A 24,013-nucleotide genomic window follows, 5' to 3' on the forward strand; every position below is an offset into this window, starting at 1 on the left:
CTTTTGCCTGACAGCAACAGCCTGATTCGGTTTCTATATTTGTATTAGTAGTCACCATTTTTCCTCCTATGCCTTTTTAATTTGTTCAAAGTTTTCGATGAGATGACAAACCATGTTTGCAGTCGGTGCTTTGTCTTCCATTTCTTCCCATTGAGAAAGAGCTGAAGACATTTTTCCTCGAAGTGCCAACATTGCTTGAAACTGTTTTTCTGTTTCTTCAAGCCGCTCTTTGATAAGGCTTCTGACTAATGGGCACGCACTTTTACCATCTTCAGATTCATTAAGAATTTGCTTGATATCAGCAACGGAAAAACCAAGGCTTCTGGCACTTAAAATGAATTTAAGTCTCGATACCTCTTTATTCGAGTATGACTTGTAGCCGTTCACTGACTTAGCAGGTTTTAACAGTCCCAATCGCGTGTAATAGCGCACCGTATCAGCAGTCGTTCCAAGGCTTTTTGCCAGCTCTGTTACTTTCATATTTACTCCTTAGTTTTTCACCTAAGTTTGTACTCTCACCTACAGCATAGACCTGTGCCTAAGACACAGGTCAAGCGCTTCCTTATGATTTAATGTACTCAGCTATCGCTTTTATCTGTTGCTCGTTTAGCGGCATTTTAGGCATAGGAGAAGATGAGTTATTAAACTGAGGGTTTTGGAGCTTCTTAATAAAGAAGCCGATCCCTTTGCTTTTAATCGTTTCATCTAACGCTGGGCCAACAGTGCCACCATCACCTTTCAATGAATGGCAGCCTTGGCAACCAAATTGAGTAAACAATTGCTTTCCATCAGGCGCTATCATCTTTTCTGGCGCTACTTTTTTTGCCAAAGGTACGCTTTGGCTAGTTAGTTCCAAAAATTCAAGAACAGCTTGCGTTTCTTTACCTGTTAAATGCGCCTTTTCTCGCATATGCGGCATAATGACTTTCCATTCAGGCATAGAAAATTCATGAACAGCACGAGCGTTATGGCATCTTGCACAGTTGTTATTGATCACTTCTGCACCTGATATTTTCTCTTCGGCATAAATGCTAAAAGCAGACAAAAGAGATAAACTGATAACCAGTAATATTTGTATAATTGATTTCATTTGAGTATCCCCCTTAAAAGCCATAGCTGTATTGAATAGCAAAGCGCTTATCATCTTCACCATCATGAACGGTGGTATCTTCATATGTCGCCTTAATGACGGCTCGACTGTCTAACCAATAATTAACTCCATAAGCCCAACGCTCCGCTTCGTTAATTTTATTGGTCTCAGCATATTCAACGACGAAATCTGTTCCCTGCAATACATTGAACATTTTTCCAGCCATAAAGGTTGCTTGGAGATACCAGCCATTGCGGTCAAATGTGATCACTTTGTTTTCTTCATGTTCATCTTCTTCGAAGGCATCGGTTTCAGTTTTGATGTATTCCCCTCTGACAATGTAATGGTTACCAATCCAGTTGATATCAAAGCCAGTTGCTGTAAATCCTAGCTCTTCATCATCATCATATTTTGCCGTGTAATAGGAAGCGCCAACCTCAATGCCCGGAAGAAAGGCATACGCAATACGACCCCCAAATGCTTTGTCAGAGTTGTTATCCGCACTCGTTGCTTCAAACGCTAGTTCAGGAAGTTCCAAAGCGTGATCATCAACTTCTTCATGCTCGTCTTCCTCTTCAGCATGTTCATCGACAACCTCTTCTTCGTGTTCATCCTGCACAGGCTCTTCATCATGGGCATCATCTTCATCGTCATGTGGAGCCTCGGCAGCAAGCCCGTTTGTCATGTATACATCAAAGAAAATTTTCTGATTTTTACCCAAAGGAATTATGTGTTGAATGCCAACACCAATATCACTCATCACAGGCAGTAAACCTTGCATGGGTTGATAGCCACCATGACCTCCTAACCCGCCATAAATACCGGGAGAGAACGCTGAGCGATTAATCCAGCTAGGATGTAGATTCGGCCCATACTGGCCAAATGGGAGTAGAAATTTACCTGCGGTAAAAGTAGTTGTATCTGAAAGGAAATAATGAATATCAGCGTATTCAAGCTCGACTTCAGTTTCCCCATTTTCATCGACTGAGATTTCAGTTTCAGCTTCTATATGCATTTTGTCATTGAGACTAAACAAGAAAATAGGTACAAATCGCGCACTGAATGCACTTGTATCCATCAATTTACTGTCTTTGTATTTTACGTCTCCATACCCCGCTAACGCGAAGCGACTATTATTTTGTTGTTCATTCGCTAAGAGATGTCCACTCGCAACAGCGGTAGCTATTGCAAATGGCAATAATTTGAGCATGTTCATCATGCCTCCCAAAAATATTGTGCTAATTGTTCAAAACAGTTGGTTATTTAAACCAATGAATAAATCGTTCTATTTTTGATGGGACTGGCGAAAAAAAAGACGCACTGATCCCGTGATTAGCCAATAATTGGGGGACGATAAGGTAAGAGATGGATGCCAGAGGCTGGCGGGGGTATCCGTTGAATAATTAAGTCTAAGTTAATACTGATGTTACTTTCTTCTTCCTCTTGCACAAGATAGGCATTTAAATGAAAGCTTGCACAAAATCCACCTTCGCAGCAAAGACAATCACCCGCTTTACATTTTTCACACTCTTCATCGGCATGATTGTGTTTAGAATCTTGCAAATTTTCAGTGTGATGGTGGGTATTGTCATGCATTGTTTGATGGTGCATATTTTTGCTTGGTTGCATAATATGCGTATCGGAAGAGTCCTTATGATGTTCTTCACAATTCATTGGTTTAGCAGTAGCAAAGCCATGCTGCGTAAGCAACACGGTAATCACCACTATTTTAAACCACTTGAAAAGTCTAAACATTTTAATTCCTTCTATAACAACATTAACACTAACAGCTTATGCAAATATTTCAATGATCTTGGTCAAAGTTTGAACTAAAACCTACGTTCTAACCTAGCCCTTAAAGCCAGCTTCAAAACATTTTGTACACACTTTTAATATATGAATTACTCTAGTACTGCCGAGTTTACTAACTCCATTCTACTTTTAATAAGAACAGCAAAACCTCCATTGATAGCCACACTAATCAACGCTTGATCTTCAAAAATAATGCCGCCTAGCTTGTAGTCATGTTTGAAATCGGTCACCTCTAATTGGCTGACAATAACAAGCTCTCCTTTCAATTTTACTAAGATGCCAAAATGCCCATATTGACGTACTGCTTGCCTAAATTGTTGAGTGTCATTGCGCCACGACATTATTCTTCTTTCTATACTAGGATGCTTCCAATAAGTAGCTAACAGTTCTTGTTGTGGCGTAGCGCTCTCATAGATAGTTTCGAGAGCATTTAATAAGGTTTGCAGTAAAGATTCCGCTAGCAAGCTTGACTTCACCATTAAGGAGGAGATGGATTCATTTTCTACAACTTCAAATTGCTCTTGGAGCAAGATATCTCCACCATCGAGCACATCCGTGAGTTTATGTATACTAACGCCTGCAAATTCTGGTAGTTCAACTAAATATGTTAGTGGAGTAGGGCCTCTTCCTTTAGGTAAAAGCGTGGGGTGAATATTGAAAGCATATTTTACATCTGTTATCGGCAGTCTATATCCATAGTCAGCAACGACAAAAAGAGTCACTCCAGATTTTATATGCTCATCAAGCTCTTCTTTCGTCGGTTTTAATGAACGTGTCATGATTTTATGTGTATCACAAATTTGTTTAACGAAACTTGCGTTTTCTAATGGTTCATTGGTAAAGACGACTTCAACACTTAAGCCTTGCTTAATCAATAATGCTAAACAGTTTGAAAATAGATTGTTTCCAAAATAGACGACTTTCATATTCAATTTATCCATTCTATAGCGCTAAAACCAGCAAAAAGTAACGGTTGATGAAGCAGATAAATCAGTAAAGAGTGTTGACTAAGCGATGTCACATAAGGGGATATTGCTTTTTGATTGGCTGGACCCAAACCAAAAATTCTGAAATGTGTAGCCCAGATACCAAGCAAGGGCAAGGCTAGCCAAGGAAACGGAGTAACTAAGTCACTAGGATGTTTTGAAATATAATCTTCAATATAGTTAAAAGGCCAATTCCAAGGTATCTCTAAAACTATATATGCTGTAAAAGTAAGCATAGATAATAGCAAAGCAAGTTTAGGTCTTCCGACCAACCATACTAACAATACTGTTGCGACTGCAATAAAGTGTAAAACACCAAAGTAAATCCAATGCTCAGGGAAAGTAATAAGTGACGATAAGGTCACTAAGAACGCCGCGCTAGATATCTTAAATAGCCGCCAACACAACTTCTTCGGTGATATACCACCTTCGTAGGAATAAACCAAACTGGCACCAACCGAGAATAAAAACAAGCTTACAATTATTGCTCTTAACTCTTTCCAGAAAAAACCATTAGGTATGTCTGTTGTAACATAGCCAAAATGGTTTAAATCCCAGACAAGATGAAAAGCCACCATCAATGTAATTGCGGTAGCTCTCATCAAGTCAATGTAACTATTTCTTTGCACGATTTCGACTAGAAGAATGGCTGTGTAACACCTTCCACTCACCATCTACTTTCTTAAATAGAAACGTTTGAAACCCTGTTTTATCGAAGGTTTTACCTGATTTTCTCACCTCTCCCTTTACCGCTGTATCGGCAAGTGCCCAAGCAAACTCATCTTCAATATGAATTTGGATATTGGAGAAATCCAAGTTCAAGAAAACCAATGCGTCTTTTTCTGGTTCAACGTGGTGCTCTACTAAATCGTTAAGTCCAACATTTTGACCGCCCGATTCAAAATACCTTGCTCCTTTAAAATCAAGAAAGTGCTTGAGAAAAGGCTTACCATCGCCATTTTCCCAACCATATTTAATTTGATGAATGATGTGAGTAATTTGCTTTTCGTCATTCATGTGGCTTTTATCATGTGCATTTGCAAAAAAAGTCAACATACTCAACATCGTTATTGCGATATATTTAGTCATTTGTTGTTCTCCGTTGTTTGACTATTAATTTAATGTGACCAATGAATGTGCTTGATTTTCCATTCACCGTTTTGCTTTTCGAGAACCATTGTTTCCATGCCTTGATAATCACGCTCTTTGCCTTTGTATGTACCTTGAGTGTGGCTACGTGAAGCAGATATAGCGGTGTTTCCAAGTACCGTCACTTGGTGTTCTAGTGTTTTGATCTTCACAGAAGCAAGATATTTCATATCCGACAGCATATGGTGATGGGCGTATTCATCAGCACTTCTTTCAACACGGCCTCCCTCGTAGATGGTCACATCATCAGCCAACTGTGCTCTTGCTAGATCCTTATTACCCGTTTCTAGTGCTTGATGAAATGCCAAAACAACTTTTGCGGCAGGGGTATCTATACCTTTAAACAAACCGTTGTCTTTGTTCTTATCACCATGAGCGTTTGCTGCGAAGCTAAACGTCATTAATAAAACGAGTAATATATTTATTGTTTTCATTTTTATTTTCTCTTTTAAGTTTTAATTTGCAGGGCCAACAACACTAGTAAGTCCAGCCGTTACAGATAAAATGGCAAAAGCTACTACCATTTCTATCGAGATAGATTTAGATAGTGCTTCTCTGCCATCGTTATTTTTAAGTTGTGGGACGAGTTTTAATTTATGCTTAGCTGCGATGCCCAATATCGAAGTCACGAGAGCTAATTTAAGTAACAGTGTTTGCCCATAGCTTGAACTAAACAGTTCTTCAACATTTCCGACTAATTGAAAAGCTAACCAAAGGCCAGCAATTAACAATAGACTCACCGCGATACTTGCTTGCCTTCCAAACTTGTCCATCAATGAGTAGAGCTGCTCATAGTCCGGTTCATGGCAAGCTTGTTTAAGTGGAAACAACGCTCCAAACCACCAAGCCATAACAAGCACATGGAGCATCAACAATACTTTTTCGAACACTCCTAGTTCAGATACATGACCGAACAAGCTAAATGTGTAGGAAAGTAGTACAAGGCTAAGCCCTAACGAGCTTTGTTTTATGCTGTTGCTCAGCGCAACAGATTTGAATTTAAGGTGTGACGTTATCGCGAATATAGCTAGAACTAATCCAAGACCTCTAAGTAAAGTTCCATCACCGACAGATGAGTCCCAAATAATAGCCAACATATCGGGGTCCAACGCCCCTTGAATGCCTTCTTCTGCCATCGCACCAGTACTAGCGAAGAACCAAACACCATTAGCAATCAAAGCGACGAAAATCGAAGCTCTTATCCATTTTAGGTTCGCTATTACCGAATTGTTATGAGATTCGTTGTGCTCAAAAATTTGCCTGAAAAATGTATAACCAGCAATACAGGCAAAGCCGACGTAAAATACAATTTTTGACAGTACAATGACTGTATTCCAGATATACATTTCCATAGCAATCACTCCATTAGACTAGTGAACCATAAAGCCAAAGCTATCTTTCATTTTATGCCCGTCTTTACCTAAGAAAGTCACATCAACTATATAGTTCGCAGGTGTTAGCTTCGGTAGTTTCCATGTAAATTCAGTGTGTGCTTCTTTAGTAGGTTTAAAGCCAAACTTAACCTTTTCACCTTTTTTGTTTTTCAATGCAATTTTGACTACACGAACCTCTTTACTAAATGCCAACCTTAACTCTTCTGGAGTCTTCATTAGCATTGCATTATCAGCAGGCACGCTTTTTTCAAGATGCACATGCGCGAAAACCGCACTACTAAAAACAACGCTGATTACGGTTAAAAATTTAATTAATGTTTTCATATTTACCTCTGTTTAATTTATGAATTAACGACTAAATTTGTCTTTGAAAATTTGATTGCTGGGTATACCAACATCAGTAATTATCCTTTCTAGCTCATTCATCATTGCTTCAGGACCACATAAATAAAACTCTGTTGAAAAGGCTTCTATTCCTTTAACCAAATGAGTCAATAGCACATGCTGCACATAGCCTGAGTGTCCTTCCCATTGTTCTGAAGGGTTAGAAAGTGTAGGAATATAAGAAAAGTTTTTATGCTGCTCACTCAATGAGTTCAACTCTTCGCGGTATAGCAAATGTTCTTCAGTTCGCGCACCATAGATGAGTGTCATATCACCTTGAAAATGGTGCTTTTTCAACTGTTCAAAAATAATGGATCTCAGTGGGGCAAGTCCTGATCCAGCACCAATAAAAATGCGAGGAACCTTTTTATTTGAAGTAGCGTAAAAATCAGAAAAAGGACCTTTTGCGATTATCGTTTCACCCACTTGTAGTGAACCTAAATAGCTTGAACCTATACCTGCTCTAAAACCATCCTTAGCAGTTTGCCAGCGGATATTAAACGTTAACTCATCTGATTCCTCGTCAAAGTTAACTAATGAGTAGTGACGAGTTACACCGTCATGAGAAAACCTTCCATGAGAGTAACTTTCCCAGTATTTTTCATAGTTCTCTGGCATATCATCTGGGCGTAAACTATTCATCCCTGCTGGCACTTCAAATTGCATATATGCACCAGCTTTAAACGCCAATCGTTTTCCTGATTTCACTTTAAATTTCACTTCCTTGATAAAAGGAGTAATGAAGTTAGTCGCAACAACAACCAGCTCATGATTTTCAATATTGCGATCCGTATTAACTTCAATCGAGCTAATTTCAGAGAACCGATGCTGACACCCTAACCGATAACCTTCTTTTAGCTGCTCATCTGATAAATGTTCCTGCTCAGAAAGTGTGATAGGTAATTGAGTTGAACTTAAGAACATGCATTTGCCACATGTACCGCCTCCACCACAACTTGACGGAAGGTAAACATGTGAACTCGCTAGTCCTGCTAATACCGTTGAGCTGCCAACTGCTGAGATGTCAGTAATTGTATTTTCATTGGAAAAAGTCACAGCCACTTTTTGCTTGTTGCTACTCCAAACAGGCTTCAGAAAACCGTTTTGATATTGCTGTATCAGCCAAGTTACGCCAGTAACTGAAAGTAATAGCGTTGAAAAAGCAAATGTAATGATCAACCAATGGTTAAACCCTCCATAGTTGCCATAGTCCATAAAGTGAAGCTTCATCATCAGATCTTTCAATCTGAAATCATCATTGGCATGGCGAAGCACTTGGCCTGTAATACTATCTAAATAAATAGTTGTATTATTCTCATCCTCAACGACAACTTGCCACATAGGATTTTGTTGCCTTACGTGATTAGAAAATGGGGGCTGAGATAACACTGGTGTAGTTAGCTTGCCCTCACCTGAATAGGAGTTTTTTGCCAAAGTTAGTACTTGTTCTTCAGACAGGTTAAATGGCTCTCCTGTTAAAGCATCAAATAGCTTTGAGTGACGTTCTTGGTAGCTATGCTGGCCCTTCTCGAACACAAAATGATAGTAAGGCTGATGTAAAATCCATATAAGTTTTACTTCTTGAGGTGCTTCACTAGTAATGTCTTTAATAGGGATAAATCTAAAGTCTGTAATGTTACCTTCATGATGAGAATGAACTCTAAGCTCATTACCACTGGCTTTACTGTGATCCATCAAATTGAAGTAAAGACCCGTTCCCAACCAAATAAGCAGTTGTAAACCAACAAATAAAGAAAGCCACTTGTGTAACGTTGTATTCAACTTAAATAGTCGCATCAAATGACTCCCTTTTTATTTGGGGAAAGCACTCGATAATAAGTCAATACTGCGCCAGTAATTGCTCCCATTAGACCTAGAGTTGCGACCAAGAACAAAAACCAGTTAGATACGTTTTCTCCATCATCGTAATCCATAATATGAAAACGCCACATCCAATCAAACAACCTCCAGAAATCATGTCGCTTGGCAACAAGTGCGCCTGTTTGTTGACTGATATAAAATGTCGGTGTGGCGAATTGGTCAAAAGTTACTCTCCAAACGGGTAAGTGTCTTGGCGACAACTCAGCAGGCATATTTTTCGCTGACTTAATCAACCTTATGTTGTCGATCTCATGATCCAGCGCATAGTAATATTGCGCGATTTCTTTAGCCTTGATTTCATCTACAAGGGCCTGAACAGCCCCTGTTTTAGCATCAATTGCTACTTTCCCCTGTTCTCCATTAATAAAAGAATACAAGGGACGGCCCATGCTTTGGGTAAGCGAGACTTGGCTAGCTTGAGGGTAATCCGCAGCTAGCTTTGCAATGGAGTAATCCACACTAGCTAAATCTATTTTGGCTTCCTCGCTCTTAGCCAAGGTTTCGCCGTGTATATAGTGAATATCCATAGTCACCATATACACACCAGTAATAGACCAGAACAGAAATTGTATTCCGACAAATGCCATAAGCCATTTGTGATATTTTCTAACTCTGCTAAGCATTATTCTCTAGATCCAAGTTAGAAAGCCCTTTGTTAAAGGCATTTACTTCAGGCTTTTTAACGATTGAGTAAATCGCAGGAAGTACAATAAGAGTGAGCAGCACAGCACTTGTCATTCCGCCTACCATAGGTGCAGCAATACGACTCATAACCTCTGAGCCAGTTCCCGTACCATATAAAATAGGCATTAAGCCGATAATGATTGTGGCTACCGTCATCATTACTGGGCGCACACGTAAGCCAGCGCCGTGCAATAATGCATCTTGATATGTATCATCAGAGATAGGTTCAGCTCGCTCTTCGGCTTTTTCCTTCAGTTCAGCAAGCGCTTGGTTGAGATAGACCAGCATTATCACACCAATCTCAACCGCTACACCAGCCAGAGCAATAAAGCCGACACCAACAGCTACTGAGAAGTTGAACCCTTCTAAATACATCAACCATAAGCCACCGATCATCGCCATTGGCAAGGTCACTATGATGATCGCAACCTCACTAAACGCTCTGAAATTCAAATAAAGCAAAATAACAATTATGGCGAGCGTCAATGGAACAACATAAGTTAGCTTGGCCTTCGCTCTTTCCATATATTCATATTGGCCAGCCCACGTAATTGAATATCCTGCTGGTAATATTAGGTTGTTGGCTAAGTGTTTTTTTGCACTTTCAACATAAGTACCAACATCAACGCCCTCTATATCAATGAATGTCCAGCCATTAATACGAGCATTTTCGCTTTTAATCCCCGGAGGACCTACTTCTACTTTTATTTCAGCTACGTCACCTAAAGCGATACGTTGCCCATTAGGAGTGACAACGGGTAATCGTGATAACTGTTCCGGAGAGTCTCGATAATCTTGTGGGTATCGCAAGTTGACAGGGTAACGCTCTTGCCCTTCAATAGTTTGAGTGACATTCATCCCTCCAATAGCAGTTGACACTACTTGCTGCACGTCATCGATATTTAATCCAAAACGGCTTGCCTTTTCACGCGAAATATCAACTTTAATATATCGTCCACCTGCAACTCGTTCAGAATAAACTGAAGCTGTCCCTGTCACCTCTGGTAACAATTGCTCTATTTGTTGCCCTATCTCTTGAATCGTATTTAAATCAGCTCCTGCTACTTTAATACCTACTGGCGTTTTAATACCTGTTGCCAACATATCAATACGAGTTTTGATTGGCATAACCCAAGCATTCGTCAAGCCCGGAAACTTAACCAACTTATCAAACTCAGCTTTTAGAGATTCTGTTGTAACTCCCTCACGCCACTCTTCTTGAGGCTTCAACTGAATGAAGGTCTCAATCATAGTTAAAGGCGCGGGATCAGTTGCAGTTTCAGCTCGTCCAACTTTACCGAAAACAGTTTCAACTTCTGGCACTGTTTTAATTAGCTTGTCTGTCTGCTGTAGAATTTCTCTTGCCTTACCAATAGAAATTCCCGGATAGGTGGTCGGCATATACATAAGATCGCCTTCGTCTAAAGGAGGTATAAATTCACTACCGATTTTATCGACAGGCCAAAAACCAACAATCGTCACTAATATTGCTGCTACTATTGTCGATTTAGGAAACTTCATAACTTGCTTTAAAACAGGCATGTAGATAGCAATTAGCAGTCTGTTTAAAGGGTTTTTCTTTTCTGAAACAATTTTTCCTCGAATAAAATACCCCATTAAAACAGGCACTAATGTTATCGCTAAGCCTGCTGATGCGGCCATTGCATATGTTTTTGTGTAAGCAAGAGGAGAGAACATTCTTCCTTCTTGCGCTTCCAAAATAAATACAGGCAAGAATGAGACTGTAATGATGAGCAAACTAAAAAATAGTGCAGGACCTACTTCACTTGCAGCTTTCGAGACTATTTGCCAACGATTTTCATCTGTTAGTGGTGTTTTCTCCATATGCTTATGCATATTTTCAATCATCACGATCGCACCATCTGTCATCGCGCCAATAGCAATAGCAATGCCACCTAATGACATAATGTTGGCATTAATTCCTTGCATGTGCATGATGATAAATGACGCTAAGATGCCAATAGGTAAAGTAACAACTGCTACAATCGATGAGCGTAAATGAAATAGAAATGCAACACATACAATTGCAACGACCGCAAGCTCTTCGAGTAATTTACCCCAAAGATTTTCTACCGCCTCTCCAATTAGGCCAGAACGGTCATAAACCGTGACTATTTCAACTCCTTCAGGCAGCCCTTTTTTTAACTCTTCTAATTTAGCTTTAACACCATCAATTGTTTTTTGTGCGTTTTCGCCAAAGCGCATAACAACAACACCACCAACGACTTCTCCTTCACCATTTAGTTCAGCGATGCCTCGCCTCATTTGTGGACCTAGGTTGACTTCCGCCACATCGCCAATGGTAAGCGGGGTTCCTTGTGCGTTAACACCAAGAGGGATCAACTCTATGTCGGAAATACATTTGATATAGCCAGTTGCGGTAACCATGTACTCTGCTTCCGCCATTTCAACAACTGAGGCACCTGTTTCTTGGTTACCACGTTTAAGTGCCATTTGAATGTGACTAAGTGGTATACCGTAGGCTCTTAATTTATCGGGATCGACTTGTATTTGATATTGTTTAACCATGCCGCCAACAGCAGCAACCTCAGAAACTCCGGGTACAGTTTGCAATTCATATTTTAAGAACCAATCTTGAATACTACGCAATTGGCTAATATCCAAGCTGCCCGTTTTGTCAACAAGGGAATATAAATAAACCCATCCAACGCCTGTGGCGTCAGGTCCTAGTTGTGGACGTGCGGTAGCGGGTAGCGAAGGGGCTACTTGACTTAAATATTCAAGTACTCTGCTCCTTGCCCAATATAAATCGGTGTCTTCATCAAAGATGACATAAACAAAGGAGTCTCCAAAAAATGAATATCCCCGAACAGTAACAGCCCCCGGAACTGACAGCATTGCTGTTGTTAAAGGGTAAGTAACTTGATCTTGCACTACTTGTGGTGCCTGACCGGGATAATTCGTCTTAATTATCACTTGAACATCAGAAAGATCTGGTAATGCATCAACTGGTGTATTTTTAATTGAGAATAACCCACCACCAATCAAAATTAAGGTAGCTAAGATGACGAAAAAGCGATTACCTATCGACCACCTAATAATTGATTCAATCATTATTTATCTCCTAACTTAATGATTTGAATGGTCAACAGCACTTTTTGGTTCATGCTTATGTTGCTCATCTGATTCAAGAGAGATTTCAGTGATAACCAAATTATCTTTCACCTCGAAAGTGAAAATGACGTTATCACCAACGTTGAAATCAACTATTTCTATTTTGTCCGCGACGATAAAATCCATCGTCGCAGCAGGTCTATCCCATTTACCTATTGGGCCTCGGCTAATATTTAGAATCCGTGTATCAATATCAATCGTATTGATTAGACCTGATACTGTTGCAAAAGATACTTCTTCACTCATATCAGCAGACTCACTCATGATATGAACTCCAGTAATTTCATATCCACCATCTTCGGTTTTACTCACCTCAAAATGTAAAGATTGACCAGACTTTAAAGAGTCAATATCGACTTTTTCAGCCACAGTAAAATCCATAACCATCTCAGGCCAATCCCAAGCTTCAGCAGGGCCGTGACTGATATTAACCATGCGGTGCCCAGCCATAACACTATTAACATCACCTTGCATCCAAACAGAGTTCGGTACTTCATCATGAGTCATTCGTTTAAAGTCAGAGCTTTTACTTGATTCAGAATCAATCAAGAATTGAGCTGATGTCACCACAACATCATCTTCATTTAAGCCGTCTAATATTTCGATGCTGTCGATATCAACCCGGCCAATAGTCACTTCAATAGATTTAAATTGCCCATCACCTAACGCAAGTACTACTCTGTCTTGTTTACCTGTTCTAATAACGGCTTCTTTAGGCACGAGTATGGTGCTATCAGCTTGATTAGCGTGAATAGAGACTTGTGCAAACATGTTTGGTTTTAATTGATAGTCTGGGTTGTCAAACTTCAGTCTCACTCTGAGTGTGCGTGTTTTACTGTTCAATGTTGGATAGACATAATCAACGACACCTGCCCAGTCCTCACCGGGTAAATAGTCAAGTGTCATTGATACAGGAAGTCCCTCTTTAATTAAGGCTGCGTCACGTTCAAACACTTCTGCTTCAACCCAAACTTGATCTAGCTGACCAATGCTTAATAAGGTGTTTCCCGGCTTTACATAAAAACCTTCTCTAACCTTCAAACCATCAACAACACCTGCCTGAGGGGAGTAGAAGGTGATGGTTTGCTGAACCTTTCGTGTCTTTTCAAGTTTTTGAATAAAGTCTGCCGAAAGCTGTAACGCTTTAAGCCGATCTTTGGCCGCCGCAATTAAAGAACTATTATCGCGCTTTATAGCTATTAATAGTTCTTCTTGCGCGTTAACTAGCTGAGGAGAATATAGTGTATATAGAGGCTGCCCTTTCTCTACAGGATTACCTGCGGCTTTGACGTAGAGCCTTTCTATCCAACCATCTACACGTGGATGGATGTGAATTAGCTTATCTTCATCATATTGAACGTAACCTACGGTTGAGATTTCAGTATGCATATTTTTAAGCTCAACAGGAGCAGTGCGAACCCCAAGATTATTCACTACATGAGGCGCGATTTTTACGGCTCCGGGGCCAAAGTCATCACCAGATGATCCTTCTTCATACACAGGAATTAAATCCATACCCATAGGCGACTTACCGGGCTTGTCCCGGCGGTAATTAGAATCCATCGGTGCAACCCAATACAGCGGTTTTTTCTCTCCTGATGTAGCTTCATTGCCATTACCGCTTGAACCTGTACCTTGATATAAACTTAATGCTCCAGCACCTAGTGCTGCCCCAATGATGATGGCAATAATTGTTTTTGTATTCGTTGACATTATTTTTCTCCAAATTGCTGATTGGATAAGTGCTGATTCATTCTGTGCGAAGTGTGCATTGGCTTATGCTCAGCATTTGAGTTAGTTTGAGAGTACGAAAAGAAATAGTTGATGCGAGCAACTGTTTTAAGTGCGTCAACATCAATTTTTAAGGCTGATATTCTGGCATTCAATTCTGCGATTCTTGCTCGAACAACTTCGGCAAAATCACCATCATCATTGGTGTAGGCCGTCAATGATGCTTCCGCTTGGTCATGAGTTTGTTTGAGAAGTTGTTTTTGATAAATAGACTGCCTGTCAGATAAACGTTTAAGCTGTCTAAGCTCCTTTTCCACCGCACTGATCATTTGTTTTGTTAGCAATAATTTCTCGGTTTTTACAGCTTCTGAATCAGCAATAGAAGCTGCAACTTGCTTATCTTGCCTATTCTCAGTGAACAACGGCAAATCAAACGTTACCCCAACAGAAAATAGGTCAGCTCGACTATCACCAGACGGCATATTGTCACGATAGGCATAGCTCGCATTAACCCCCCATTGCGGCTCATATTGCTGTTTAGCCAATTCAACACCTTTTTCTGAAGCTTTGCGTTTCACATCAATTGCAAGTATTGCTGGATGATTAGCAAGTTCCTGAGCCAATAGATTTCTTGAGTAATTAGATGCTTTTAGGACTGTTGGATTATTCAATCGAATCGAAGGCAATTCTTTTGAGACGCTAAACTCTAGTGGTTGCGCGTCAAAGTTGAATGATTCATTCAATCGGTCAGCATCGTAAATATGAAGCCACTCATTAAGGCGAGCGATTGTCGTTTCTAGTTTCTGCTTTTGCGAAGTTAATCTGTCATCTAACTGTACGATTTCCAATTGAGCACGAATAACATCTTGCTGTCTGGTTTTACCAACAACGTTTGAGTAGCTAGCTTTAGCCACTTCCGCCATCTGCTCAAAAAGCGCCCAATCTGCTTCAATCAATTTAATGGTTTGTTGGGCTAAGTACGCTTCTAACCAAAGCTGTGACACTTGGCTTTTCAACTTCGCTTTACGATCCTCTCGTAGCAATGGAAATTTCGTGGACTCGATTTTTAACTGGTCTTGTTTGATCTCTAGACTATCTCCTCTCGGAAACATTTGAGAAACACCAACCTTTAGCTGAGTCATTCCTTCCTGATCTAAATCCCAAGTATCTGTTGGTAAATTCATTATCCCTAGCGATACTTTCGGATCAGGTAAAGTACCTGAAGCGATACTTCTATTTTCAACCGCAGTTTGTTTCAATCGGCTACCATGAAGCCAAGGGTCATTTTGCTGAGCTAAGGTTATAGCTTGTTCAAGTGTCACTACATTCTCAGCTTGAGCTGAAAATACAGATAAGCCGAGTATTAGTGCAGTTGAAAGTGAAGTAAGGTTTGAAGGGTTCAATTTCATTAGAATTGCTCCTCGTATGTCTTAACTTTTGCATAGACTTTGCTCGTTCCATCTTTAAATAGAATTAACACGTTGTATGGCATAAAGCGGTCACCGACTTCCATACCGGGAGAGCCAACTGGCATTGCTGGAACTGAAAGCCCAATCGCATTGGGATGTTCTTCTGATAAGAACTGCTGAATAAATTTAGCGGGTACATGACCTTCAAAGGCAAATCCATTTCTGCTCACTGCCGTGTGACAGGAGCGGTAATTAGGCTTAATACCATACTTAGTTTTGATATTGCCGATGTTTCGGAAATCTTTGGAATGCGCAACGACCCCTTCGTTTTCAATATGAGTTATCCATTTTTTACAGCACCCACAAGTAGGGGTTTTATAAACGATTAACTCCAAAGGTGTTACGTCGTGATTGTCTATATGGTTATGTTCATTAGCGTTTGCAAACGCAGATGAAAGCAGCATTACAACTGCTATTTTTAAATACTTATTGATCATTTTTGCCCCCAGACATCGCTGGAAAATATCTATAGCGCTGCGACGCTATATTGACTAACAGAAAAATTAATTACATGTGCGCGAAATTTGGACGCACTAATCCTGTATTAGGCAAAAATCGGTGGACGATAAAGAGAGGTTGAAATTGAATGAGGTTGATTAAATTGCAGATCAGCTACAGATTCACTCAATAATTGAATATCTGTCGAATCAATACTGGAATTTAGGACTGTCGTAGATGAACAAGCATTTGCCGGACAAACACATTCAACATCACAACAATCTTCTGATTGACCATTGCTGCTTTTATTCATTTCACCATGATTCATTCCTTCATGATGACTCATCTTGGAATGATCCATGTTCATGTGTGACTCGTGAGAACCTGATGACATTTCACAAGACATAGCAGAATACGCAAATGCTTGCCCTACAAAGGCAACCAGCATAAGCGTTATTACTAAGACTTTTGAAAATGCTTTAGACATAGAATTCTCTTACAAATACACAATTCCAATACTAATGTAAATTTTCGACTAAGTAAATTGATACTGTGTAAACATTTATGAATATTTGATTATCGTCAGTTTTTTCAAAGGGGTACATGTAGCATTCATAATCTCATTTGACGGTTAGTAGTCAAAAGTTATACCAGTGCACATGGTTGATACATCTCTAATTCTGACTCGTTTATCTTGTAAATGCATATACATCCCCGTCAAAGGTATTGATATACAGCGAAGGAGTATGCTCGCTTATTGATAAACAATACGTCCTTAATGACATTAATTTAATGTCTCGTAGACTCAAAATGGTCACGTTAGGTGCTCACGATACTAGCGATAAATCGCTATTGTTAGTTGAGAGAGTTTGCCGGGGAACTCAAATCTGTTCGTGTGGGTAAGAAAATAACTATTAATTAGCCTGTATCAATAATCAAGGTGAGTTAAAAAAGAGTCTTTTATACATCACTTTAGCTATCTAATGACTTAATTATCCCACACCCTTCAATGGTATTATCAGAATTACACGTACTAGCCATTTGTTGTAATTCGTTTTTTAAGGCTTTTAATTCTTTTATGCGTTTATTAACTAAATCTAATTGCTGTTTAATCAGTTCATTTACACTTGAACAACTTTCTTCTGGTTTATTTTTTAGGTCGATAAGACGTTTGATATCAATCAGAGAGATATCGAGACTGCGACAATGTTTTACGAATTCTAATTGCTTCAAAGCGGTAACGTCATACAATCTGAAGTTACCTTCTGTCCGCTCAGGCTCAGAAAGTAATCCTTCTTTTTCATAGTATCTAATAGTTTGTATAGAACAACCGGATGTTTTCGATAATTCACCTATTTTCATAATATTTTCTTTTAAACTTGACCCTATAGTTACTATAGGTTTTACACTTGAATTATACAAGTAAGGCGGAGTTAAAAAATGAGCGGTTGTGGCTGTGAAGTAGAATTAAAAGATGACCAACAAAAAACAGTGCTTTATTGGCTTTTAGCTATAAATGCCACGATGTTTGTATTTGAAATTGGTTTAGGTTGGTTATCTGAATCAACCGCATTAATTGCTGATTCGTTAGATATGCTAGCTGATGCTATCGTCTATGCCATTGCCTTATATGCCGTGGGGAAGTCAATCCAACATAAAGCTAATGCAGCATTAGTAAGTGGTTATTTCCAATTGGGGTTAGGGGTTCTAATTCTTCTCGATATAGCTAGGCGACTAGTTGGAGAAAGTGAGCCTCATTCTTGGTTTATGATTTGAGTTGGTTCTGTGGCTTTAATCGCTAATGTCATTTGTTTGATGCTTATACGAAAACACAACAATGATGAAGTGCATATGAGGGCTAGCTGGATATTTTCAGCTAATGATGTGATCGCAAACCTTGGTGTCGTACTTGCTGGCATACTTGTCATGGTGCTAGAACAACGCTGGCCTGATATTGTTATTGGTAGCATCATTTCAATGTTAATTCTTCGAGGTGCTTACATGATATTAACGGATGCCAAACAAGAATTAGTATCGGCTCAATATACATCTGAAGTATCAGATAAAAATAAACAATCAACCTGCTGCAATTCAAAGTAAGGAAGCTCTTATGAATCAAGAATATCTTAAAAAAACTGAGATAGTTAATTTTGAACACCCCACTATCCAATCATTAATAACAGAGCGAAAATGGCATGAACTTGATGACTACAACAAGATTGGCACTGCTTATCAGTTTGTAAAAGACGAAATACTATTTGGCTATAACGAAAGCGACGATATTTCCGCAAGTGAAGTTTTATCTGACGGATACGGGCAATGTAACACTAAGGGCAACCTTTTAATGGCCTTATTACGTGGATTAAGAATTCAGTGCCGATTTCACGGGTTTACAATAGATCAGCAATTACAAAAAGGAGCTATTCCTACCTATGTCTTTTGGTTAGCGCCCAAATACATTATTCACAGTTGGGTTGAAGTTTACTTTGAAGGACGTTGGATCAACTTAGAGGGCTTTATTTTAGACAATCAATATCTCACTTCAATACAGCAAAAGTTTAATCAAATAAAAGACAATTTCTGTGGTTATGGTGTTGCAACAAAATGTTTTTCATCACCAGATACAGATTGGCGCGGAACCGACACATATATTCAAAAAGAAGGGATTCACGACGACTTTGGACTTTATAATTCCCCTGATGAGTTTTATCTTGAAAAAGGCACTAATTTGTCTGGAGTCAAACGCTGGATGTATCAAAAAGTGATCCGCCACCTAATAAATTTCAATGTCACTAATCTAAGAAAAAATAAAGCGCTGGAGGTACAAAATGCATAGTCATAGTCATAGTCATCAACATGGAACAGACGACAGGATTGGTTGGGCATTTTTTCTGAATGTTACCTTTACGATCATCGAATTTATTGGTGGTTGGCTCACCAACAGTACCGCTATTATGGCTGATGCGGTGCATGACTTAGGAGATAGTTTATCGATTGGCTTTGCATGGATATTAAGTCGTTTTTCAAACAAAGCAGCGCCAGATAAATACAGCTATGGTTACCGCCGACTTACACTGTTCGGGGCATTGGTAAATGGCGTTGTATTAGTAATTGGCTCAATTTGGGTGTTGTTTGAAGCAATTCCAAGGCTAACCAACCCTGAAATGCCTGTAGTTGAAGGAATGTTAGGGCTTGCGATACTCGGTGTTGCCGTAAATGGATATGCCGTTTTCAAATTAAAAGCTGGGGAAACTTTAAACGAAAAAGTACTAACTTGGCATTTACTTGAAGATGTTCTGGGTTGGGTTGCAGTTCTTATTGTTTCAATCGTATTATTATTTGTAGAATTACCAATATTAGACCCACTGTTATCAATTGGCTTTACATTATTTATCTTGTTCAATGTTTTCAGAAATCTAAAATCTACACTTGTCTTGTTTCTTCAAGCCGCACCGGATGAACAAACTCAACAAAGTATCAAACAATCTCTTATTAAATTACCTGAAGTTAATGACGTTCATCATATACACTTTTGGTCATTAGATGGAGAGAGTCATGTATTAACGGCGCACTTGGAGTTAGCTCAAGATTTAGATATAGATAAACTTATCGAGCTTAAACAAGAAATATCGATAGAGCTTTCATCATATAATTTGTCACATACAACAATTGAATTTGAATTCCCTAATGAAAATTGTCGAGATACAATGTCTAAACTTTAAGCTTTCCGTCCTTTAGCCTTAAAAAAGCAGCTTAATTTTAATAGCGAATTAAGCTGCTAGGCTTTACTTATATATCATTTGAAAGTTGCTTACTACTACCTGAGCCATGTACCCATTGGTATAAAACTGGCAATACAAATAAAGTTAAAATGGTCGAAGATATGATGCCTCCGATGACCACGGTAGCAAGTGGACGTTGCACCTCTGCACCAATGCCTGTGTTTAAAGCCATTGGTATAAAACCTAAACTTGCCACTAGGGCTGTCATCAATATTGGTCTAAGACGAACAATAGCTCCCTCTACAATAGCTAAATAAAGATCGCCTTTTTCGTGCCATAAATCGCGAATAAAAGCCAACATAACTAAGCCGTTTAAAACAGCTACTCCTGACAGTGCAATAAAGCCAACACCTGCTGAAATTGAAAGAGGCATATCTCGAAAATAGAGCGAAAATACCCCGCCAGTTAAAGCCAAAGGCACACCACTAAAAATGATCAAGGCATCTTTAATCGAACCAAAAGCAATAACTAAAATACCCAATATAACAACCAATGTAATAGGCACAACCAGACTCAGTCGCTTACTTGCCGACTCAAGTTGCTCAAATGTACCTCCATAATCAAGCCAATAGCCTGCTGGAACTTCACCCTCACTACTTATTTTGGCCTTAACTTCCTTCACAAAACTTCCTAAGTCCCTGCCACGAACATTAACGGTAACTACAACTCTGCGTTTTCCATTTTCTCGGCTAATTTGTGCTGGCAATGACTCCGATTTGAGTAATGCAACTTCTTCAAGAGGTACATAATTACCGTTGCCAAGCGGAAGTGGTAATGACTTCAACCATTCAATATCCATTCTGATTAGTTCAGGGAGGCGCACCACTAATTCGAATCTGCGATCACCTTCATATATAATTCCGGCTGACTCTCCTCCTATTGCAGCCGCTACCCAATCTTGAAGCTGAGTTACATTTAACCCGTACCTTCCCAAAGATTCTCTTTTAGGAAGAATTGATAACGATGGTATTCCTGTAACTTGCTCCATACGTGCATCGGCAGCTCCATCAACTGTTTTGACAATATTGAGTATATCGTTAGCAGTAAATAACAATTGATCCAAATCATCCCCGAATACCTTTATACCTAGATCTGCTCGAACACCAGAAATCAACTCATTAAAACGCATCTGGATTGGTTGAGTAAATTCATAATTATTTCCGGGAATACTTTTTAATGCCTCTTCCATTTCTTCAACAAGTTCACTCTTCGCCTTTGTTGGTTCGCTCCACTCACTTCGAGGTTTTAAGATGACAAAAATATCAGCAATGCTCGGTGGCATTGGATCTGTCGCCACTTCAGGCGTCCCTATTCTAGAAAAGACTTTATCAACTTCAGTAAAAGCTTTTATTCTCTGTTCTAATACTTCCTGCATTTCAACAGACTGATCTAGACTGGTTGATGGTATTCTTAAAGCCTGCACGGTTATATCGCCTTCATTTAACTGCGGGACAAACTCTGTACCCAGCGTTGTCGCTATCCACAGGCTATACCCCATTAAAGCAATTGATATTGATACAATGACCCAACGAAATTTTAATGCCAGAATTAATAGCGGCTTGTACAAAGATTTTGTAGAACTGATCACAACACTTTCTTTTTCACTAATCTTACCTTTCATAAACACTGCTACAGCAGCAGGTACGATAGTAACTGACAAGATCATTGCTGAAATTAAGGCCATAACTACTGTTGCAGCCATTGGGTGGAACATCTTACCTTCTACACCTGTGAGCGTGAAAATAGGTATATAAACCACTGTGATAATGGCAACACCAAATAAACTGGGGCGTATAACTTCAGAGGTCGCTTCGAAAACGGTATTGAGTCGTTCTCTTAAATCTTGCCTATGCCCATTGTGTTGAGCTTCAGCAAGACGACGAACTGAGTTTTCGACGATAATGACGGCACCATCGACGATTAAGCCAAAATCCAATGCCCCTAAACTCATCAAATTTGCAGAGACGCCTGTTTTTACCATACCTGTTATTGTCATCAACATTGATAAAGGTATTACCGCCGCAGTAATAAGGGCAGCACGTAAATTCCCCAATAATAGGAATAGAACTACAACGACTAAAAGCGCCCCTTCAACAAGGTTTTTTGTCACTGTTGCAATTGCCTTATCAACGAGCGTTGTACGATTATAAACAGGCTCTGCTATTACACCTTTAGGAAGAGATGTTTGAATTTGTTTAAGCTTATTTTCAACTTCCAATGCAACTGTGCGAGAATTTTCGCCAATCAACATCATAGTGGTGCCCAAAACGGTTTCAATGCCGTTTTGAGTTGCGGCCCCAGTTCTAAGCTCTTTACCAATGGCGACACTGGCAACATCACTAATTTTTACAGGAATGCCATTATCTTTTTTAACAACAACATTGAGAATTTCATCAATCTTAGCAAGTTGACCTACAGAACGAACAAGCACTTGTTCCCCATTTTGCTCTATATAACCCGCTCCACGGTTATCGTTATTATTTCGCAACGCGTTAGACAAGTCTTCAAAGCTTATTTGATGATACAACAACTTCTCAGGGCTTGGAGTGATATGATATTGCTTGTTATATCCTCCAATACTATTGACTTCAATGACCCCTTTAACTTGGGCCAATTGAGGCTTTATGATCCAGTCTTGTATTTCTCTTAATGCTATGGCCGTATATTCTTTACCATTAGGCATTCTTGCATCAGGTGAAGCTTGCACGGTATACATAAAAATTTCGCCAAGCCCTGTCGAAATCGGCCCCATTTCAGGTTCCAATCCATTAGGGAGAGCACTTTTAATCGCCCCTAATCTGGCATTGATTAAATTTCTTGCGAAGTAAATGTCAGTCCCTTCCTCAAAGATGACAGTCACTTGAGACAAGCCATATCTTGACAGAGATCGAGTGTGAGAAAGCTTTGGCAACCCAGCCAATGCTGTTTCTATCGGAAACGTTATCCGTTGTTCAGCCTCTAAAGGGGAATAACCGGGGGCAGACGTGTTAATTTGTACTTGCACGTTGGTAATGTCAGGAACTGCATCAATAGGGAGTTTTTGATAGCTCCATAAGCCAACACTAACAATGACAAACAGCATACTTAATATTAGATAGCGCCTATTTATAGCTAGACGCAAAATTGATTCAATCATCTTACGTCTCCTAATCGTCGTCTTCTACTTCAGATTTTAAAATATCCGCTTTAATCAAAAAGCTATTTTTACTTACATACTCAGAACCTTGTACAAGTCCATCGATAACTTCTATGTAATTTTTGTCTGAACGGCCCAATATTAACGGTGTAAATTCGTATTCTTCACCTTCTTTAACAAATACACCTAGCTGCCCACCTAGTTCTTGTAATGCAAGCTTTTCGATTGCTAGGTCAACGTCGAATTGATTTGTCGTAATATATCCTTTTAACAGTTGGCCTGAAGAAAGGTTAAATTTTGTATTATCTAAAAGTGCTCGAACAAAGACGAATGGCTGATCTTTAGTTGGAATAATATTGGTTACTGTTGAGGTGATTGCCTCCCCATTAAATTCAATTTCGATTTCTTGACCGACCTCAACTTTATTAAAATGAGTAGCAAAAACTCTAAATTCCGCCCACAGCGTATCGATATTGGCTATTTCAAATAAAATTCGTTGTTGTGTTGTTGCTCCAACATTCCCATTTCTTTGTATAACTAAACCTGATACCGGAGACCTTACCTCGTAGGTATTTAAACTTTCATTCGATTCAATAACAGCTAGAAGATCTCCTTTTTTTACCTTATCTCCAATAGTGTAATTAATCGTCTTTATAACGCCATTGTATCTAGCGTTTATCTGATACAGTTGCTCTACCCCTATGGTTGTCTTACCATAAACAGAAATTTCTTGATTAAGTCTTCTAGGTGATAACCTAGTTGTTTCTATGCCTACTTTTTCCGACATCTCGTTTTTTATTTTACTTATACTCTCTTCGGAGTCCTCATCACTTGCCCAAACCAATTGAGACAGCGACGAAATCCCTACAAAAATAAATAATGCAATTAAATAGTTTTTCATTTTTTTTCCTAAGTAATTCG

22 protein-coding genes and 1 pseudogene are annotated in these 24,013 nt (G+C 39.3%); 3 read left to right on the top strand and 20 right to left on the bottom strand.

Annotated features, from left to right (window positions below; translation table 11 throughout):
• Positions 1-66: 66 nt before the first annotated feature.
• From AC0L5Q_RS10215 to cadR, 18 genes are all read right to left on the bottom strand, one after another.
• Positions 67-480 (bottom strand): MerR family transcriptional regulator, encoded by a 414-nt coding sequence (locus AC0L5Q_RS10215; protein ID WP_473618232.1) that lies wholly within the window; start codon positions 478-480, stop codon positions 67-69.
• Positions 481-562: 82 nt separating this feature from the next.
• The gene (locus AC0L5Q_RS10220; protein ID WP_473618233.1) at positions 563-1,090 is read right to left on the bottom strand and encodes a c-type cytochrome; all 528 of its coding nucleotides are present in this window, start codon (positions 1,088-1,090) and stop codon (positions 563-565) included.
• 13 nt (positions 1,091-1,103) lie between these two features.
• Entirely contained in the window at positions 1,104-2,309 is a 1,206-nt protein-coding gene (locus AC0L5Q_RS10225) for a porin (RefSeq protein WP_473618234.1), read from the bottom strand.
• A 113-nt stretch (positions 2,310-2,422) separates the two neighbouring features.
• Positions 2,423-2,845 (bottom strand): hypothetical protein, encoded by a 423-nt coding sequence (locus tag AC0L5Q_RS10230; protein ID WP_473618235.1) that lies wholly within the window; start codon positions 2,843-2,845, stop codon positions 2,423-2,425.
• Between the two features lie 146 nt (positions 2,846-2,991).
• A complete protein-coding gene (locus tag AC0L5Q_RS10235; RefSeq protein WP_473618236.1) occupies positions 2,992-3,843 on the bottom strand; it encodes a formyltransferase family protein in 852 nt (283 codons plus the stop codon).
• Positions 3,831-4,490 carry a heparan-alpha-glucosaminide N-acetyltransferase gene (locus tag AC0L5Q_RS10240; protein ID WP_473618286.1) on the bottom strand — a complete coding sequence of 220 codons (660 nt, stop codon included), beginning with the start codon at positions 4,488-4,490 and terminating at the stop codon, positions 3,831-3,833. The genes AC0L5Q_RS10235 and AC0L5Q_RS10240 overlap by 13 nt, the downstream gene beginning before the upstream one ends.
• Positions 4,491-4,503: 13 nt before the next feature.
• Positions 4,504-4,977: a YybH family protein gene (locus AC0L5Q_RS10245; RefSeq protein WP_473618237.1), complete on the bottom strand. Its 474-nt coding sequence runs from the start codon at positions 4,975-4,977 to the stop codon at positions 4,504-4,506.
• Positions 4,978-5,006: 29 nt separating this feature from the next.
• A complete protein-coding gene (locus AC0L5Q_RS10250) occupies positions 5,007-5,471 on the bottom strand; it encodes a YybH family protein (RefSeq protein WP_473618238.1) in 465 nt (154 codons plus the stop codon).
• Between the two features lie 21 nt (positions 5,472-5,492).
• Positions 5,493-6,389, bottom strand: a complete 897-nt coding sequence (locus AC0L5Q_RS10255; RefSeq protein ID WP_473618239.1) for a copper resistance D family protein — start codon at positions 6,387-6,389, stop codon at positions 5,493-5,495.
• A gap of 18 nt (positions 6,390-6,407) precedes the next feature.
• Complete coding sequence (locus AC0L5Q_RS10260) at positions 6,408-6,755, bottom strand: copper resistance CopC family protein (RefSeq protein ID WP_473618240.1); 348 nt, start codon at positions 6,753-6,755, stop codon at positions 6,408-6,410.
• A 24-nt stretch (positions 6,756-6,779) separates the two neighbouring features.
• Positions 6,780-8,612, bottom strand: coding sequence for a 2Fe-2S iron-sulfur cluster-binding protein (locus AC0L5Q_RS10265; protein ID WP_473618241.1), 1,833 nt, complete (start codon positions 8,610-8,612; stop codon positions 6,780-6,782).
• Positions 8,612-9,232 carry a PepSY domain-containing protein gene (locus tag AC0L5Q_RS10270; RefSeq protein WP_473607314.1) on the bottom strand — a complete coding sequence of 207 codons (621 nt, stop codon included), beginning with the start codon at positions 9,230-9,232 and terminating at the stop codon, positions 8,612-8,614. The genes AC0L5Q_RS10265 and AC0L5Q_RS10270 overlap by 1 nt, the downstream gene beginning before the upstream one ends.
• 79 nt (positions 9,233-9,311) lie before the next feature.
• Complete coding sequence (locus AC0L5Q_RS10275; RefSeq protein ID WP_473607318.1) at positions 9,312-12,476, bottom strand: efflux RND transporter permease subunit; 3,165 nt, start codon at positions 12,474-12,476, stop codon at positions 9,312-9,314.
• A gap of 15 nt (positions 12,477-12,491) precedes the next feature.
• Positions 12,492-14,249, bottom strand: a complete 1,758-nt coding sequence (locus AC0L5Q_RS10280) for an efflux RND transporter periplasmic adaptor subunit (RefSeq protein ID WP_473607322.1) — start codon at positions 14,247-14,249, stop codon at positions 12,492-12,494.
• The gene (locus tag AC0L5Q_RS10285; protein WP_473607326.1) at positions 14,249-15,676 is read right to left on the bottom strand and encodes a TolC family protein; all 1,428 of its coding nucleotides are present in this window, start codon (positions 15,674-15,676) and stop codon (positions 14,249-14,251) included. Before AC0L5Q_RS10285 ends, AC0L5Q_RS10280 begins: the two co-directional genes overlap by 1 nt.
• Positions 15,676-16,173, bottom strand: coding sequence for a DUF411 domain-containing protein (locus AC0L5Q_RS10290; protein WP_473607328.1), 498 nt, complete (start codon positions 16,171-16,173; stop codon positions 15,676-15,678). Before AC0L5Q_RS10290 ends, AC0L5Q_RS10285 begins: the two co-directional genes overlap by 1 nt.
• Positions 16,174-16,280: 107 nt before the next feature.
• Positions 16,281-16,520 carry a hypothetical protein gene (locus AC0L5Q_RS10295; protein WP_473607330.1) on the bottom strand — a complete coding sequence of 80 codons (240 nt, stop codon included), beginning with the start codon at positions 16,518-16,520 and terminating at the stop codon, positions 16,281-16,283.
• A 626-nt stretch (positions 16,521-17,146) separates the two neighbouring features.
• A complete protein-coding gene (gene cadR / locus AC0L5Q_RS10300) occupies positions 17,147-17,536 on the bottom strand; it encodes a Cd(II)/Pb(II)-responsive transcriptional regulator (protein WP_473607334.1) in 390 nt (129 codons plus the stop codon).
• A gap of 78 nt (positions 17,537-17,614) precedes the next feature.
• Here cadR and AC0L5Q_RS10305 point away from each other — a divergent pair.
• The 3 genes and pseudogenes from AC0L5Q_RS10305 to AC0L5Q_RS10315 all read left to right on the top strand — a co-directional run bounded on the left by AC0L5Q_RS10305 (position 17,615) and on the right by AC0L5Q_RS10315 (position 19,896).
• Positions 17,615-18,274: pseudogene (locus tag AC0L5Q_RS10305) on the top strand (cation efflux transmembrane domain-containing protein).
• Positions 18,275-18,284: 10 nt separating this feature from the next.
• Positions 18,285-19,010: a transglutaminase-like domain-containing protein gene (locus AC0L5Q_RS10310; protein ID WP_186507792.1), complete on the top strand. Its 726-nt coding sequence runs from the start codon at positions 18,285-18,287 to the stop codon at positions 19,008-19,010.
• On the top strand, positions 19,003-19,896 hold the full coding sequence (locus AC0L5Q_RS10315) for a cation diffusion facilitator family transporter (protein WP_473607340.1): 894 nt from the start codon (positions 19,003-19,005) through the stop codon (positions 19,894-19,896). Before AC0L5Q_RS10310 ends, AC0L5Q_RS10315 begins: the two co-directional genes overlap by 8 nt.
• Before the next feature lie 67 nt (positions 19,897-19,963).
• On the opposite strand, the gene AC0L5Q_RS10320 is transcribed toward AC0L5Q_RS10315, so the two are convergent.
• Together AC0L5Q_RS10320 and AC0L5Q_RS10325 are read right to left on the bottom strand one after the other, a co-directional pair.
• Positions 19,964-23,092: an efflux RND transporter permease subunit gene (locus tag AC0L5Q_RS10320; protein WP_473607345.1), complete on the bottom strand. Its 3,129-nt coding sequence runs from the start codon at positions 23,090-23,092 to the stop codon at positions 19,964-19,966.
• 10 nt (positions 23,093-23,102) lie between these two features.
• Positions 23,103-23,993: an efflux RND transporter periplasmic adaptor subunit gene (locus tag AC0L5Q_RS10325; protein WP_473607349.1), complete on the bottom strand. Its 891-nt coding sequence runs from the start codon at positions 23,991-23,993 to the stop codon at positions 23,103-23,105.
• Positions 23,994-24,013 lie beyond the last annotated feature (20 nt).

It is taken from the genome of Pseudocolwellia sp. G5-9 (assembly GCF_055808995.1).